This window comes from Leptobacterium meishanense (genome assembly GCF_037645805.1).
In the GTDB taxonomy this organism is placed as follows: domain Bacteria; phylum Bacteroidota; class Bacteroidia; order Flavobacteriales; family Flavobacteriaceae; genus Leptobacterium_A; species Leptobacterium_A meishanense.
The window spans coordinates 1-17537 of sequence record NZ_JBBEXE010000002.1; the positions used below are offsets into that span (position 1 = coordinate 1).

Genomic DNA, 17537 nt, shown 5'->3' on the forward strand with positions numbered 1-17537 from the left:
TTTAAAAGCACTTATTTAAACAAATAAGTGCTTTTTTTATTGGCTATTTTAAAAGAGATTAATTTATATTTACACAAAATCTTGATATGTGTAAAAAAGCCCTAAAAATTACCATACCAATTACTTTATTTTTTTTGACTGTAGGATTTTCACAAGTTAATGATGAAAAGCTTTTAGCTCAATTTTCTCCATTTCTATCTAAAACTTATTTTAACTTTAATCTTGGAGGTATTTTTTATCCTTTTTCTAATACACATTTGGCTGAAGGATATAGTTCTGATGACATAAGACTTAATCCTTTTTCTGGCCGTTTTTTGTTAGGATATAAATTCAATGAAGATTTAGCAATTCAATTTGGGGTTACACGCCCTGCTGCGTGGGTAAAATATAAAAATATAAATGGGAGAGCTATTGAAAGAAGTGTATGGATTAATATATGGTCATTATCGCTAAAAAGGTATCTTAATTTTAATAACAGACTTTCTATTTACGGAGAAGCAGGCTTGGGAAATTTGACTAGGGTAGGTTTTTCTGTTGGAGATGATGTTGTTTATCCTGATGCTCATTACATAACACCAGTTTTTGGTGCTGGAATTAAATATACTTTAAATAAAAAGTGGGATTTTTTGTTAAATAGTATGTATGTACCGTCATCTACAAAGCATAACCAACCATATATTTTTCAGCAAACAGTAGGACTGTTATATAACCTAAAACAGATACCAAAAGAACAAGCTAAAGAATATACTGGAGATTCAGGTTATTTTTTCCCAAAGCGGTTTATCCAAGTAGGTTATGGGAGTAGCTCAATAGGGTTTTTTGCTAACAGGTTTTTTTCAATGGATGCCAAAATAGGCAATTTTGATAGTTTTGGTATTCCTATATTTTGGCATGGTGACTCAAGAGCAGCTAATACTTTTATGATATCATATCAGCAAACGGCTTTTCATACTAAAAAAACATTTTCGTTGGATTGGGGAGTAAGTATTACGGGATTTCAAACTATTGACACAAATACAAATGTTTTTGCATTATCGGTTTTTCCTGTATTGAGGTTTTATGTGTTACGAAAAAGTCTATTAGATATGTATTTAAATTATTCTGTTATTGGGCCTGCATACATTTCTAAAAAGAATATTGATGGATTTGAAACAGGGCCTAATTTGACCTATCAAGATTTCATGGGGATAGGGGCATTTGTAGGGAAGAAGAGACGTTTAAATATAGAGCTTAAGATCATGCATTATTCAAATGGTAATCTGTTTACTGAAAATGCTGGCGTTGCTATTCCGTTAATGATTAATATAGGAAGAACGTTTTAGCTTTTTATTTATTGAGCCTCTACTGTATTATTAATTTAACCCCTTAAAATACTTCTGGAAATAACAATTTTTTGTATCTCTGAGGTGCCCTCATAAATTTGGGTGATTTTGGCATCACGCATTAACCGTTCTACATGGTATTCTTTTACATATCCGTTTCCTCCATGAATTTGAACAGCTTCTACAGTTGTTTCCATAGCCACTTGTGAAGCATATAATTTAGCAATAGCACCAGACAAGTCGTAATTTTTACCATTGTCTTTTTCCCAAGCAGCTTTCAACACTAGATGACGAGCTGCTTCGATTTGAGTATGCATATCTGCTAATTTAAAAGCAATAGCCTGATGATTGCATATTTCAGTTCCGAAAGCCTTTCTTATTTTTGAATATTCTTTAGCTAGTTTATATGCTCCTGATGCAATTCCTAAAGCTTGTGCAGCAATTCCAATTCGCCCACCTGCTAATGTTTTCATCGCAAATTTGAATCCAAAACCGTCTTCACCAATTCGATTTTCTTTGGGTATTTTCACATCAGTAAACATTAAGGAATGGGTATCACTTCCTCGAATTCCTAGTTTTTGTTCCTTAGGTCCTATCTCAAAACCGGGCATTCCTTTTTCAACTATAAGAGCATTAATGCCCTTATGTCCTTTTTCAATATCAGTTTGAGCAATTACTAAATATACTTCGGCTGTCCCTCCATTAGTAATCCAGTTTTTTGTTCCATTTAAAAGATAATGATCACCTTTATCTATGGCAGTTGTTTTTTGTGAAGTAGCATCACTACCTGCTTCAGGTTCAGAAAGGCAAAATGCTCCTAAGATTTCTCCAGAAGCTAATCTAGTTAAATATTTTTCTTTTTGTGCTTCCGTACCATAATGTTCTAATCCCCAGCATACCAATGAATTATTGACACTCATTACCACTGAAGCAGAGGCATCTATTTTAGAAATTTCTTCCATTGCCAAGACATATGATACAGTATCAAGGCCACTACCTCCATAGTCAGGAGAAACCATCATCCCCATAAAACCAAGTGCTCCCATTTTTTTAATTTGTTCAGTGGGAAATTGTTGTTTTTCATCTCTTTCGATGACACCTGATAGTAATTCATTTTCAGCAAAATCCTTCGCAGCTTGTTGAATCATTAACTGCTCTTCGGTAAGGTTAAAATCCATAAACTAGTATTTTATAAAAAACGTAAAAAATGAGCCCAAATATAGCTTTTAATTGTGAATTTTTCAATTGAGAATATGTTATTTTGAGTTATATGAAAAACATCCTTACCCAACAAAAAGGTTTTTATTAAAAAGATATATAGAAATCGAAGAAAATAAAAAAGGAAACCTATAAACTAATTTTTATATTTGTGACAGAAGAAAAACTACTACATGAAAGAGTTACTCAAGAAGTATGAGGATACTCCTCCGGAAATTATTTTTAATTGGAAAGACCCTGAAACAGATGCTGAGGGATGGACTGTTATTAATTCACTCCGTGGTGGAGCAGCTGGAGGCGGTACGCGAATGCGAAAGGGGTTAAACATGAATGAAGTGATGTCACTAGCTAAAACAATGGAGGTGAAGTTTACGGTGTCTGGCCCTGCAATTGGCGGTGCAAAATCCGGAATTAATTTCGACCCTAAAGATCCCAGAAAAAGGGAAGTTTTACAGCGTTGGTACAAAGCGGTATCGCCATTATTAAAAAGCTATTATGGAACAGGAGGCGATTTAAATGTGGATGAAATCCATGAAGTAATCCCTATTACTGAAGATTGTGGTGTTTGGCATCCTCAAGAGGGCGTTTTTAATGGACATTTTAAGCCTACAGAGGCTGACAAGATAAATAGGATTGGACAATTGCGTTTAGGGGTTATAAAGGTTCTTGAAAGTAATCACTATTCACCGGACATACAAAAAAAATATACTGTTGCAGATATGATTACGGGCTATGGAGTTGCTGAAGCGGTGAGGCATTATTATAATATCTATGGAGGTTCGGTAAAAGGGAAGCGTGCAGTTGTTCAAGGTTTTGGAAATGTAGGTGCAGCAGCAGCATTTTACTTATCGCAAATGGGCGCAAGGATAGTTGGAATTATAGATGTTGTTGGTGGTTTGATAAATGAAGAAGGTTTCTCCTATGAAGAGATCAAATCGCTTTTTCTCAATAAAAAGGGAAATACATTAGCTGCAGATCATCTGATTCCTTTTGAAGAAATGAATAATCGTATATGGAGCTTGCCTACAGAGATTTTTGCCCCTTGTGCAGCGTCTAGATTGATCACTAAGGATCAGATTGATGAAATGATTGCTTCCGGGCTGGAAGTAATTTCATGTGGTGCCAATGTTCCTTTTGCTGATAAGGAAATCTTTTTTGGGCCTATAATGGAGCATACAGATGAGCAGGTAAGCCTTATTCCCGATTTTATTTCTAACTGTGGAATGGCAAGAGTGTTTGCATATTTTATGGAACGACGTGTTTCTATGGATGATGATGCTATTTTTAATGATACGTCGGAAACAATCAAAAAAGCACTTTTAAATACTTATAATAAAAATAAATCAAAGATAAATATGTCAAGTACTGCTTTTGAAATAGCATTGAAGCAGTTAATATGAAATAAAACTAACTAACACCTATGGAAACCCTTATAATTATTGTATTCGTTTTAGGATATCTTGCTATAACACTGGAACATAACCTAAAAATAGATAAGCTTATACCGGCGTTAGGTATGATGGCATTATTGTGGGCCATTATAGCATTAACACATATGCCAGTTTTTGAAGTTAATACGGAGCTGAAAGAATTAGAGGCAGGGCATTTGGAAGGAGTATTGCTTCATCATTTGGGTAAAACATCAGAGATATTGATTTTCCTGTTGGGAGCTATGACCATTGTAGAAATTATAGATTATTTTGATGGGTTTGCAACGATTAAAAGTTTCATAAGGACAAAAAGTAAGAAAAAGTTATTATGGATATTTTCTTTACTGGCGTTTATACTATCGGCGATTATAGATAACCTTACGGCAACGATTGTTCTAATTACTATTCTGCAAAAGGTTATTTCCGATCGTGAAACTCGATTATGGTATGCAGGGTTAATTATTATAGCAGCAAATGCCGGAGGTGCGTGGTCGCCTATAGGGGATGTAACCACTACCATGTTATGGATTGGTAAGAAAGTAACAACGATGCAACTTATAGAACATGTGTTTATACCATCTGTACTATGCTTTGTAGTACCTGCTTTTATAGCTTCCAGATTAAAAGCATTTAGCGGGGAAATAACGTATGATGCTTCAGACAATCAGCCTGCTAAATCCAAATATGGGGCCGTGATGCTATATTTAGGTCTTGGAGCCATTGTGTTTGTCCCTGTGTTCAAAACCATTACACATTTACCCCCATACGTAGGCATGATGCTTTCATTAGCTATAGTTGCTGCATTTGCAGAAATATATAGTGGTACAAAATTTAGTGTTTCTCACATTGATAGTGAAAGTGATCAAGCCAGTCATCACGGACCTGTGCATAAATCACTATCAAAGATAGAACTTCCCAGTATTCTTTTTTTCTTGGGGATCCTAATGGCAGTGGCTGCTTTAGAGTCATTAGGACAGTTATTCCATTTCGCAGAAGGGCTCAATAATACAATACCAAATACAGATATCGTGGTGTCCCTATTGGGTGTAGGTTCTGCAGTAATTGATAATGTCCCATTAGTAGCAGCCAGTATGGGAATGTTCTCTGAAGGAGTTGATAGTCCTTTATGGCATTTTATAGCCTATTCTGCAGGAACAGGAGGAAGTATGCTTATTATAGGTTCTGCAGCTGGGGTAGTTGCCATGGGGATGGAGAAAATAGATTTCTTTTGGTATCTTAGGAAAATAGCTTGGCTGGCGTTAATAGGTTTTCTTTCAGGAGCCATTGGTTTTATACTTCTCAGGGATTTTGTATTGAATGTATAATTTTCTATACTGTGAGGCGTTATACAGTAAACTTTTTAGCTAAAGCATATGGTATTATTTCAAGAAGTGACTCAAGAAGTACTGGAAGAAACACTTACAGAAGAAAAAACATTATCAGTAGTAGACTTAATAATTAGTGGGGGAACAGGAAGTATTGTAATTATAGCAGTGCTTTTTGTTCTTTTGTTTGCTGCGTTGTATATATACTTTGAACGTATTTTTGCTATTAAAGCAGCTTCTACTATTGATAAAAATTTCATGAACCAGATTAAAGATCATGTATCTAATGGAAAGTTAGATGCTGCTCGATTACTATGTGCCCAGACAGATTCTCCGGTGGCACGACTTATTGAAAAAGGGATAACCCGGGTAGGGAAACCACTAGAAGATATTAATAAAGCTATTGAAAATGCAGGAACCCTTGAGGTCTACAAGCTAGAGAAGAATGTCAGTATACTAGCTACAGTTGCCGGGGCAGCCCCTATGATCGGTTTTTTAGGAACAGTAATCGGTATGATCATTGCATTCCATCAGATGGCCAGTAGTGGCGGTCAAGCTGAAATGGGTTCTTTGGCTTCTGGTATTTATACAGCAATGACTACTACTGTAGCAGGACTTATTGTGGGGATTATAGCTTATATAGGATATAATCATTTGGTAGTCAGAACAGACAAGGTAGTCCATCAAATGGAAGCCAATGCTGTAGAGTTTTTAGACTTGCTAAACGAACCTGTGTAATATGAAATTACGAAGCAGAAATAAAATCTCTCCAGATTTCAGTATGTCATCTATGACAGACATTGTGTTTTTGCTGCTGGTATTTTTTATGCTTACAGCAAACACCCCTAATGCATTGGATTTGTTATTACCTAAGGCTCGGGGAAAATCAACAAATGTTCAAAATGTAGCAGTTAGTATCAATAAAAATTTGGATTATTATATAGATAATCAAAAAGTAAATTTGGACTTTTTAGAAATTGAGCTCAAGAGAAAACTAAAAAATCAAGATAAACCTACAATTATTCTAAGAGCAGAAGAAAGTGTTCCTATAGAGAATGCTGTTAATGTAATGGATATTGCTAACAGGAACAATTATAAGGTGATTCTAGCAGTCCGGCCAAATTAGCGTTATGTCACTTTTCGATACAAAACATAAACGAAAATCGTTTACCTTAACTAGTTTTTTGCTATTAGGGTTGCTAATACTTTTGTTTTATGTTGGCCTTGCGTATTTAGAACCTCCTCCGGAAAAAGGCATTTTGGTTAATTTTGGCACTACGAACACAGGAAAAGGGAAACAACCTCCAAAAACCATTGTTCAAAAAAAAGTAAAGAAGGTATCGGAGCCTCAAGAAAAAATTAAAGAAGTTGTGAAAGAGACGGTAAAACAGGAAAAAATTTTAGCAAATGAGCTAGAGGAAACCGTTGTAATACCTAATGAAACGAAAAATAAAAAAGCAACCTCGATAAATGAAATTAAGGAAGCAGTAAAAAAAGAAGAAAAACAGGTGCCTTCAAAGATTACTACAGATGCCCTTTCAAGTATCATCAATAGTGAAAATACAACTTCTGTAAGTGAAGGAAATGATGTTATTGGTGGAGATAAGGGTCAACCGGAAGGAGATCCCTATGCCAATAATTATTACGGGTCTACAGGGAGTGCTGTTGGGTATGGCCTTAATGGAAGATCATTAGTTAATAGGGGAAAAGTTCAACAAGAATGTGATGAAGAGGGAAGTGTTGTAGTAAAGATTGAAGTAAGTAAAAATGGAGACGTAGTGAGTGCAATACCGGGTGTAAAGGGAACTACAAATAACCATCCCTGCCTGATAGAACCTGCCAGGAAAACCGCTTTTTTGCACAAGTGGAACCCGGACCCGAAAGCGCCTAACCGACAAATAGGTTTTGTGGTAGTTAATTTTAAGTTAGGGGAATAACTGTCCATGAATTATAAAGAAACCCTCGATTGGATGTTTGGCCGATTGCCGATGTACCAACAACAAGGAAAAACTGCTCTTAAAAATAAACTGGATAACATTCAGGGGTTTTCAAAATTTATGGGCAATCCGGAGAAAAAATTTAAATCAATTCATGTTGCAGGTACTAATGGGAAGGGTTCTGTGAGTCATATGGTAGCTTCCATACTTCAAGAATCAGGTTATAAAACCGGATTATATACATCACCACATTTAAAAGATTTCAGGGAGCGGATTAAAGTTAATGGGCTAAAAATACCAGAAGCGTTTGTAGTTCAATTTATTGATAACAATAAGCAGTTTTTAGAACAATATCAGTTATCATTTTTTGAAATGACCGTAGGTATGGCTTTTGATTATTTTGCTAAAGAAAAAGTTGATATAGCTATTGTTGAAACCGGATTAGGAGGTCGTTTAGATTCAACTAATATTATTATTCCAGAAGTTGCTGTAATTACGAATATAGGCTATGATCATAAAGAAATTTTAGGGAATACACTTGAACAAATTGCTTTGGAGAAAGCAGGAATCTTTAAACAGGAAGTCCCTGTGGTTATAGGAGAGTACCAAGAGGAAACGATGCCTGTTTTTTTAAAAGTGGCAAAAGATAGGAATGCATCCGTTTTTTTAGCAGAAGAATTAGTAAAAAAAGAATATGGTTCCGATTTGCTAGGGAACTATCAAAAAAAGAACAGTAAAACTGCAGTAGCAACGGTTCAGCAATTAAAAGATTTTGAAGTAACACTTTCAGCTATTAAAAAGGGGTTATCAAATGTTGTGAAAAACACAAGTATTGAAGGAAGGTGGCAACAATTGGGAATCGCTCCAAGGGTTATATGTGATGTAGCCCATAATAAAGAAGGCATTGGAATAATAATGCAGCAATTACAAGAACAAACATATGACAAGCTACATATCGTTCTTGGGTTTGTAAAGGAAAAGGAGTTGGATGAAATACTTCCTTTATTTCCTAAAAGTGCAAGCTACTATTTTTGTAAACCTAATATTCCTAGGGGATTGGACGTTAATGAACTTCATCGGAAGGCAGTTCAAAATAAACTTAAAGGCAATAAATATGCTACTGTCTTGGAAGCTTACACAGCCTCTAAAAGAAATGCTAAGAGAGATGATCTAATTTTTATTGGAGGGAGTAACTTTGTAGTAGCAGAAACACTTTAACTTTTTAAAATTTATTTTTGGGTTATAAGAATAACTATTCTATATTTGCATCCGCTAATGATGTAATGGGGCTCTTAGCTCAGTTGGTTCAGAGCACCTGCCTTACAAGCAGGGGGTCGCTGGTTCGAATCCAGCAGGGCCCACGATTACTAAACCCTTGAAAAATCAAGGGTTTTATATTTTTGTTTATAGGGTATTTAGCTCAGTTGGTTTAGAGCACTACCTTGACAGGGTAGGGGTCACAGGTTCGAATCCTGTAATACCCACATTCATAATACATCCAGGATTCTTTCCAGGGCCATGCCTCTGGAGCCTTTTATGAGGATAGTACTATTTTTAATAGATTCTCTGTCAATTCCTTTTCTTAAATCATTAAACGTTTTATATTTTTCTAGAGTTGAATTTGTTTTATAAAAATGGGTTCCTATAAGGATCACGTTAATCCCTTGGGCTTTTTCAGCTATGTCAACGATGGCTTGGTGTTCCTTATTCGAATCTTCACCTAGTTCAAACATATCACCTAAGAAAGCAATTTTATTTTTATCAGGAAGGTTTGAGAAATGATCAAAAGCAGCAACCATGCTTGTAGGGTTAGCATTATAAGCATCTAAGATGATTTTATTAGAGTTTTTATAAAGTATTTGGGAGCGATTATTAGCAGGAATATAATTCTCCACAGCTTTTTTGATCGCTGATAACGGGACATCAAAATACATTCCGATAGTAATTGCTAATGCAATATTACTGTAGTTATATGATCCTATCAGTTGAGAATTAATATAGGTATCTCCAACTTTTATGGTAACAAAAGGGTTTGCACCTACAAATTCTATAACATAATCAGCTTTTCCAGACTTAGAGTAACTTATTTTTTTTGAGTAATTTTTTAATTTTTCAACTTGTATAGGATCGTCGGTATTATAAAAAATGTGCTTATTTTGTTCAATGAGATGGTCATATAATTCGCTTTTTCCTTTAATAACACCTTCTATCCCGCCAAAACCTTCCAAGTGTGCTTTCCCAAAATTAGTAATACAGCCATAATCAGGGAAAGTTATTTCACAGAGAAAAGCAATTTCTTTTTGGTGGTTAGCCCCCATTTCTACAATAGCAATTTCTATATTATACTTAATAGAGAGTAAAGTTAATGGAACACCAATATGATTATTTAAATTCCCTTTGGTAGCAATAGTATTGTATTTGCTTTTTAGTACACAATTAATAAGTTCTTTGGTAGTTGTTTTTCCATTACTGCCTGTCAATGCAATAATAGTGGTTTTTAGTTGTTTTCTATGGTAATTGGCAAGTTTCTGCAATGTCGTTAGAACATCATCTACCAATATTGTTTTTCCAGAAACTTCATATTTTTTTTCGTCAACTATTGCATAAGAAGCTCCTTTTTTTAAAGCTTCCTTTGCAAATTGATTACCATTAAAATTGGTTCCTTTTAGAGCAAAGAAAAGACAGTTTTTTTCGATTTTTCGGGTGTCAGTACAAACAGATCTTGTGTCTAGGAAAAGAGTATATAAATCCTGAATCATCATAAAATAAAGGTATTAAAAAAGCTCCAAATTATCGGAGCTTCTTTTATAGTATTTAAAAATGACTATCCTCTTGGCCTTTTTTTGTTTTTGGACTTAGAACCTACCCTAGACATAGCACATCTAAACCCAATATAATCTGTAGCCATATACTCGGGGAGATATCTTCGTTGAGCAGGGTCTAACCAATAGGCGCGGTCTCTCCAAGACCCTCCTTTATATACCCGGACATTGTCATCAATAAGGCTTGTTCTTTTTTCTTTATCGTATTCTTTGATAAGGTTCCCTAATGAATCAGTAGTTACTTTATGATCTGGTGAGTTATACATCCGCTTCCTGTTTTTAGGATCGTCATCATCATTATTTCTAAACCGGTCATAGTATCTTGTAGAACCATATTCACCATCTCTATATCCTCTGTTGTCACTTTTTGTAAAATTAGGCCTTAAATAAGCATCATCTTCTGTAATTGGTACCATGGCTATTTCACCAGGCAAATCCCTTGCAACTATGCGGCCATTGCTTAAAGTGTCATAAACAATATTTCCTTCACCCACTATGGCTACTTTACCGTCTTTGTCTATAGAAGGTTTTGTATAAACATTGCCTCTGTAGTAGTTAAAATCATTAGCTTCATCATCTACAATAGGTCGGTATACATCAGCAACCCATTCGGCTACATTTCCTGCCATATCGTATAGCCCATAATCGTTAGGTGGGTATGATTTAACAGGGGCGGTAACATCAGCACCATCATCAGACCAACCTGCAATTCCTCCATAATCTCCTTTTCCCTGTTTAAAATTAGCCAATTGATCACCTCTTATAGCTCTTTTCCCCGACCTTGTATAACGACCTTCCCATGGGTACTTTTTCTTTCCTCTGTAGTTATTATATTCTCTTTCACCTACAAGTCCCAATGCTGCATACTCCCATTCGGTTTCTGTAGGGAGTCTGTATTCTGGTAATAGAACACCGCTTTTTCTTTTAGCAAAAACATTTACAGAGTCTCTTTTTGCCCTTCCTTGCAATGAGTCGATTTCTCCTCCATATACAGATTCCGGATTATTTATGTAAGCAGCGGTACTGAATGTACCATCTACTTCACCTTGAACAACAGCATATTTGGTGCCTCTTTCAATATAGCCTTCTCTTTCAAGAATTAATTCATTAACACGATCAGTTCTCCACTCACTAAATTGTGTAGCCTGTACCCAATTAACCCCTACAACAGGATATTCTGCATAAGCTGGGTGACGTAAGTAATTATTGGTCATTACTTCATTATACCCTAACCGATTCCGCCATACTAAAGTATCCGGAAGCGCACCATAATAGATGTTTGTATATTTCGGGTCATCAGGAGGGTAAACACTTTTTAGATAATCAAGGAACTCGAGGTACATTACATTAGTAACTTCTGTTTCATCTATATAGAAGGATTGTATATGCTGTTGTGTAGGGGTATTGTTCCAATCATGCATTACATCGTCTTGAACACGTCCCTTGGTAAAAGTACCTCCTTCTATAAATACAAGACCCGGAGCTGTTTCCTGCTCCTTAAAATTTGTGTTGTACTGAAACCCGCCCTCTCGTGCATTGATTTGCCAGCCGGTTGCTCTTGAAGTATTTTTTGAGGAGGTGTTTTTACACCCTGTTAATCCTAAAACTGCTATAAACAGCAGTAAAAAAGCTTTGATAGCATCTATTTTCATAGAGTTAAGATTTGAGTATCTATATTTTTGGCGCAATATAACAATTAACATGATATATTCAATTTTTTAGTTTAGAATCTATGGTAAACGCCATATAATTAGGTTGAACGACACTGTAAAAACGAAGGTTTTTTATATTTATTATTTATTGTTTAAAATTGTATGTTGGATGGAACGCACTATTTTTATGCATAATACGTTATTTTGATGATGAAAAACATTTTCTTCCCTTTAATATTACTTTGCTTTTTCAGCGGTTTAGCTCAGGACAAGCAATTTAAAATTGACTGGAAGGCTTCAAAAGAAATAACAACGTTATCTAAAAAATATACGGTTCCTTATTTTACAGGAGGTTATTTTGTTTATGAAAATAACCAAATAGTTTTTAATGCACGGTGGGAAGAAAATAATTATAGCACAAATACATCAGTTGCAATCAAAAATATAGTAACCGAAAATATTAATAGTTCAGAGATTTATGATGTTCCTTATGAAGCTCTTCCGGAAGCTATTTTTTTTAAAGGAGCTATAAATAAAGCGAGAAACGTTACATACACTTCAATTAAGCTATTTCCATTATACAAAGATGAAAATCAAATAAAACGGGTAGTTTCATTTGATATTGAATATGTTATTGATTCAAGAGTAAATAAATTTTCTAATACCAATGGAAGAGGAAATATCATCAACTCAGTACTGAGAGAAGGAACATGGTATAAATTCTATGTAGAAAAAACAGGGGTTTATCGAATTGACCGGAATTTTTTAAGGCAGTTAGGGGTTGATATAAATACCATAGACCCTAGAAAGATAAAAATATATGGAAATGGAGGAAGGATGCAGTCATTAATGAATGAGGTTGATTATATTAAAGATACTCCTGAGAACGCTATTCAGGTTATAGGAGAAGCAGATGGTTCTTTTGATGCTAATGATTATATCTTGTTTTATGCCATAGGTCCAGATGAGTGGAATGAAGAGAGTCAGACGTATAGAAACGTATACACAGATTTACCGTCTTATTTCTTGAGTATTGGAGAAACAAATGGTAAAAGAATACTGGATGCGAACCAACCCAATACAACAGCTACAACAACAATCACTAAAGTAGATATGAGTGTCTTTCATGAACAGGATATCACTAATATAGCAAAAGTTGGACGCAGATGGTTTGGCGAGCAATTTAACATTGAAAATGAACAAATCTTCGAATTTACTATTCCTGATATTGATATATCATCACCAATACGGGTAGGGGTAAAACCTGCAGCAGTATCTTCATCTCCCTCATCAATGAGTGTTAACTTAAATGGACAAGAAATATTAGGATTTAATTTTACAGCAACCCCTCAGGGCGATATTTTTTTTGGCACTCAAGACAATTTTAGTCCGGACGGCTCAACATTAAAAAGAGGATTAAAATATGCTGATGCTACAGTATCCGGCCAAGATATTGAGATAGCACTTGTTTATAATAATAATGGAAACCCAAGTGCCATAGGTTATCTTGACTATATTGCTGTTGAAGCAAAGAGACATTTATCGGGAAAAGGAGGGCAATATACATTTACCTATAAAAATTCAGAGAACACTACCGGAGTAGCCAACTATGTAGTCTCAGACGCTGCAAACATTTCTCAAATCTGGGAGGTGACCGACAACAATAATATTGTAACATATAGAAATTTAGATACATCAACTATATTTGAGTACAAAACTTTTTTAGGAGAAAACCATTATTATGCAATAGTCAATGAAGAAGATTTTTATGAGCCAGTTATCATTGCGTCCAACCAACAAGTCCCTAACCAAAATGTAAAAGGAACCATCTTTAACGATAATGGACAGCCTACAGATATTGACTATATAATCATTGCGCCACAATTTTTATTGTCACAAGCACAAAGACTTGCAGATTTTCATAGGACAAATTCCGGGTTGATCGTTAGAGTAGTAAGCATAGAATCAATATACAATGAATTTAATTCCGGTAATCCGGATATAGCAGCTATTCGAAATTTTATAAGATACATATATGATAATGCTTCTAATCCTGCAAATAGACTAAAATATGTTGCCTTATTTGGAGATGCTTCCATAGATTATAAAGACAGGTTATCACCTAATACCAATATAGTTCCCATATTTCATTCATATGAAAGTTTTTCATTTACTTTTGGAATTGCATCCGATGACTTTTATACCATGATGGATGTTGGGGAAGGTCATATAACTGGAAATGATTTAATGGATATAGCGATAGGGCGTATTTTGGCCAACACCCCTCAGGAAGCAGATGCAATGGTTGATAAAATTATAGCATATCATCAAACAGAAGCATTAGGAAGGTGGCGTAATAGTATAACGCTTTTGGCAGATGATGTAGATGATAATTGGGAAGGAATAATCCAGTCGAACCTGAACGATTTAGGTGATAGAATAACTATAAACAAGCCATTCTTTAATCTTACAAAAATTTATGCAGATGCTTTTAAACAAGAGGTTTCTTCCGGAGGAGAACGGTATCCAAAAGCAAAAGAAGAATTATTGGCAGCCATTGATTTGGGAACATTGGTTGTTAATTATTTTGGACATGGGGGAGAAGAGGGATTGGCACAGGAACGTTTGTTTACAAAAGCAGATGCTGAAAGCCTGCGGAATAATACCCAATTCCCGCTCTTTATAACAACAACCTGTGAATTTACCAGATTTGACAACCCAGAACGGTTAACAGCTGGAGAGTTAACCTTTTGGAATGAACAAGGAGGTGCTATTGGATTAATAACTACAACAAGGGAAATATTTGTTGGAAATGGAATTGCTTATAATGATATTATATCCGATTATTTGTTTCCTTCAGGCACAGAGAACTATTCGGTAGCAGAGATTCTCAGGCGTTCAAAAGTTGATCCGAGATTTACTGGAGGCGTTCAAAAAAGAGTAGTGTTTTTTATAGGGGATCCTGCAATAAAATTAGCAATCCCAAAGCCCAATGTAAATTTATTGGAAATAAATGACATCCCGATAACACAGCCTGTAGATACTTTAAAGGCATTGAGTAAAATAAAAATGAGAGGAGTTATTACAGATGAAAATAACAATATCTTGACTAATTACAATGGGACAGTTTTTGCTACCATACATGATAAAAATACTCAAAAAATGACCCTTGCAAATGACCAAACTCGAGATAATAGTGGAGCCCTTATTTTTTTAGACTTTGAAACTTTGGGAGAAAGTATTTTTAGAGGAAAAGCAACTGCTGTGAACGGAGAGTTTACGTTTAATTTTGTAGTGCCTAGGGATATTAGCATTCCCGTAGGAAAAGGAAGGGTTAGTTTCTATAGTGAGCGAGGAGCAATTTTTGAAGATAAAGCAGGCTATAATCTTGACATTAATGTAGGAGGTATTAATGAAAATGCTCCTGAAGATAATATAGGCCCTGAAATACAACTTTTTATGAATAATGAAAGTTTTGTTTCGGGAGGAATTACAAATGAATCGCCACTTTTAATAGCCATACTTAAAGATGAAAACGGAATTAATACCGCAAGTGGTATTGGACACGATATTGTAGCGATCCTTGATGGAGATGAGAATAATCCTTTTGTGCTTAATGATTATTATGAAGCCGAAATAGATGATTTTACAGAGGGGAGGGTTTCATTCCCTTTTAGAGATTTAGACCCGGGACTACATACATTGACATTAAAAGCCTGGGATGTATACAACAATTCCTCAACTGCAGAAATTCAGTTCTTGGTATTAGATGATGGAGAAATTCAATTAGAACGAGTATTAAATTACCCCAACCCTTTTACTAGCTATACAGAATTTTGGTTCCAGCACAACAAACCTTTTGAACCTATAGAGGTTGACATACAAGTTTTTACCATATCAGGTAAAGTGGTATGGAATACACACCAAATTATAACAACAGATGGATTTTCAAGAGATATTGTATGGGATGGAAGAGATAATTTTGGAGATAGAATAGGAAAAGGGGTTTATGTATATAAGATTACTGTTAAATCTTCGTTAACAAATAAGAAAACGCATAAATTTGAAAAACTTGTTATCCTCTAATAAAAAGTTATATTTGTCAAAATATATTACTTATACCTACATGAAAAATGCTTTAATGATAGTAGTGGTGTTCTTAACATGGAAGAACTATGCACAACAAGAACAGTCTAGAGTAATTACAACAGCAGTACCTTTTCTTACCATTGCAGCAGATGCAAGAGCTTCAGGAATGGGAGATATAGGCGCAGCCACTTCTCCCGACACCTATTCACAACAATGGAACCCTGCCAAATATGTTTTTGCAGAAAAACAAATAGGGGTAGGAATAAGTTATACTCCTTATTTGGCAGAATTGGTCAACGATATAGCACTTTTACAAGCTAATTTTTACAATAAAATTAATGACAGGAGTGCTTTTGCGTTTAGTTTCCGCTATTTTGGACTAGGAGAAATTGAATTACGGCAATTTGCAAATGATCCGGGAGAAATTGTAAAGCCAAACGAATTTGCTTTAGATGGTTCATACGCATTAAAGCTAAGTGACCGCTTTTCTATGGCAGTTACAGGGAGGTACATACGTTCTAATTTAAGAATTCAACAAATAGATGCCAATGCACAAGCTGCCAATTCCTTTGCTGTAGGGATATCAGGATATTACCAATCAGAACAAATACCTTATAATACATTTGATGGCCGCTGGCGTTTTGGTTTTAACCTGTCAGACATTGGTCCGAAAATCAAATATGATGAAGGGGGGCAAGAGAATTTTTTACCAACTAATTTGAAATTTGGAGCTGGTTTTGATTTCATCTTTGATGAATTCAATAGACTTGCAGTGAATGCAGAGGTTAATAAATTGTTGGTGCCTACACCGCAAGATTTCGATGGCGATGGTGATATTGATGCAGATGATAATGCTGAATATCAGGACATAAGTTTTTTTAGTGGTATATTTGAATCGTTTGGTGATGCACCCGATGGATTTAGTGAAGAGCTAAAAGAATTTACATGGGCATTAGGTGCTGAATATTGGTACCAAGATTCATTTGCACTAAGGACAGGTTATTTTAATGAAAGTGAGGAAAAAGGGGCGCGCCAGTTTTTTACATTAGGTGGCGGGTTCAAATTTAAAGCAGCTGTTATAGACGTGTCCTACTTATTTTCGGCCTCAAAAGTTAGAAACCCTCTGGAGAACACACTACGTTTTTCACTTACCTTTAATTTGGGCAGGGAATATTTTGAGTATTAGCCATATTTGAATGAAAGAATTAAATATACAGGCATCTTTTATAGTATATGAGCATGTTAATGAGCTTTCGGAGGATGCTCGGAATTTAATGAACAATGCTATCCTTTCAAGAAATAATGCATACGCACCATATTCCAAATTTCGTGTGGGAGCAGCTTTGCTACTAGATAATCGAATTATCATTACAGGTAATAATCAAGAGAACGCCTCTTATCCATCAGGATTATGTGCAGAAAGAGTTGCTATTTACAGTGCAGGTGCAAATTACCCCGGTTCAAAAATTGAAATGATAGCCATTACAGCTACTTCTGATAATCATAGCGTTAAAGAACCTGTACCGTCATGTGGTGCTTGTAGGCAAGCCATGCTTGAATATGAAATAAATCAAAAAAAACCTATTCCTATCTACTTTATGGGAGAGGAAGGAAATATCATCAAGACCAATTCTGTTAAAAACATACTCCCTTTAATTTTTGACAGTTCATTCCTTTAATAGGTAGATTTTTAAACATAACAAAAACAAGGATAATTGTGTGTTTTCATTTTCCTACGTATA

At 35.2% G+C, this 17537-nt stretch carries 13 protein-coding genes and 2 tRNA genes; 12 read left to right on the forward strand and 3 right to left on the reverse strand.

Translation table 11 applies throughout. The features are described from left to right. The first annotated feature begins 86 nt into the window (after nucleotides 1-86). Nucleotides 87-1322, forward strand: coding sequence for an acyloxyacyl hydrolase (locus tag WBG21_RS01940; RefSeq protein ID WP_340074259.1), 1236 nt, complete (start codon nucleotides 87-89; stop codon nucleotides 1320-1322). Between the two features lie 35 nt (nucleotides 1323-1357). Here the strand turns inward: WBG21_RS01940 and WBG21_RS01945 are convergent, their stop codons facing one another. After that, on the reverse strand, nucleotides 1358-2500 hold the full coding sequence (locus tag WBG21_RS01945) for an acyl-CoA dehydrogenase (protein ID WP_340074261.1): 1143 nt from the start codon (nucleotides 2498-2500) through the stop codon (nucleotides 1358-1360). A gap of 213 nt (nucleotides 2501-2713) precedes the next feature. Between WBG21_RS01945 and WBG21_RS01950 the strand changes: the two genes are divergently transcribed. From WBG21_RS01950 to WBG21_RS01985, 8 genes are all read left to right on the forward strand, one after another. Beyond that, a complete protein-coding gene (locus WBG21_RS01950; protein WP_340074263.1) occupies nucleotides 2714-3940 on the forward strand; it encodes a Glu/Leu/Phe/Val dehydrogenase dimerization domain-containing protein in 1227 nt (408 codons plus the stop codon). Nucleotides 3941-3960: 20 nt separating this feature from the next. Further along, nucleotides 3961-5295: a sodium:proton antiporter NhaD gene (gene nhaD, locus WBG21_RS01955; RefSeq protein WP_340074265.1), complete on the forward strand. Its 1335-nt coding sequence runs from the start codon at nucleotides 3961-3963 to the stop codon at nucleotides 5293-5295. Between the two features lie 48 nt (nucleotides 5296-5343). Further along, on the forward strand, nucleotides 5344-6033 hold the full coding sequence (locus WBG21_RS01960) for a MotA/TolQ/ExbB proton channel family protein (RefSeq protein WP_340074267.1): 690 nt from the start codon (nucleotides 5344-5346) through the stop codon (nucleotides 6031-6033). Between the two features lies 1 nt (nucleotide 6034). Continuing rightward, nucleotides 6035-6421 (forward strand): ExbD/TolR family protein, encoded by a 387-nt coding sequence (locus tag WBG21_RS01965; RefSeq protein ID WP_340074269.1) that lies wholly within the window; start codon nucleotides 6035-6037, stop codon nucleotides 6419-6421. A 4-nt stretch (nucleotides 6422-6425) separates the two neighbouring features. Further along, entirely contained in the window at nucleotides 6426-7232 is an 807-nt protein-coding gene (locus WBG21_RS01970) for an energy transducer TonB (protein ID WP_340074271.1), read from the forward strand. A gap of 6 nt (nucleotides 7233-7238) precedes the next feature. Beyond that, entirely contained in the window at nucleotides 7239-8450 is a 1212-nt protein-coding gene (locus WBG21_RS01975) for a bifunctional folylpolyglutamate synthase/dihydrofolate synthase (protein WP_340074273.1), read from the forward strand. A gap of 68 nt (nucleotides 8451-8518) precedes the next feature. Continuing rightward, nucleotides 8519-8593 (forward strand) — tRNA-Val (locus WBG21_RS01980). Between the two features lie 48 nt (nucleotides 8594-8641). Next, nucleotides 8642-8716 (forward strand) — tRNA-Val (locus tag WBG21_RS01985). A 3-nt stretch (nucleotides 8717-8719) separates the two neighbouring features. Here WBG21_RS01985 and WBG21_RS01990 read toward each other — a convergent pair. Together WBG21_RS01990 and gldJ are read right to left on the reverse strand one after the other, a co-directional pair. Next, nucleotides 8720-9994 (reverse strand): UDP-N-acetylmuramoyl-tripeptide--D-alanyl-D-alanine ligase, encoded by a 1275-nt coding sequence (locus tag WBG21_RS01990; protein ID WP_340074275.1) that lies wholly within the window; start codon nucleotides 9992-9994, stop codon nucleotides 8720-8722. 62 nt (nucleotides 9995-10056) lie between these two features. After that, entirely contained in the window at nucleotides 10057-11706 is a 1650-nt protein-coding gene (gene gldJ / locus WBG21_RS01995; protein ID WP_340074277.1) for a gliding motility lipoprotein GldJ, read from the reverse strand. A 207-nt stretch (nucleotides 11707-11913) separates the two neighbouring features. On the opposite strand from gldJ, the gene porU reads away from it, so the two are divergent. The 3 genes from porU to WBG21_RS02010 are packed head-to-tail and all read left to right on the forward strand — an operon-like array spanning nucleotide 11914 to nucleotide 17474. After that, nucleotides 11914-15792 carry a type IX secretion system sortase PorU gene (porU, locus tag WBG21_RS02000; protein ID WP_340074279.1) on the forward strand — a complete coding sequence of 1293 codons (3879 nt, stop codon included), beginning with the start codon at nucleotides 11914-11916 and terminating at the stop codon, nucleotides 15790-15792. 40 nt (nucleotides 15793-15832) lie between these two features. After that, nucleotides 15833-16981 (forward strand): type IX secretion system outer membrane channel protein PorV, encoded by a 1149-nt coding sequence (porV, locus tag WBG21_RS02005; RefSeq protein ID WP_340074281.1) that lies wholly within the window; start codon nucleotides 15833-15835, stop codon nucleotides 16979-16981. Between the two features lie 10 nt (nucleotides 16982-16991). Continuing rightward, nucleotides 16992-17474: a cytidine deaminase gene (locus WBG21_RS02010; protein WP_340074283.1), complete on the forward strand. Its 483-nt coding sequence runs from the start codon at nucleotides 16992-16994 to the stop codon at nucleotides 17472-17474. Nucleotides 17475-17537: the final 63 nt, after the last annotated feature.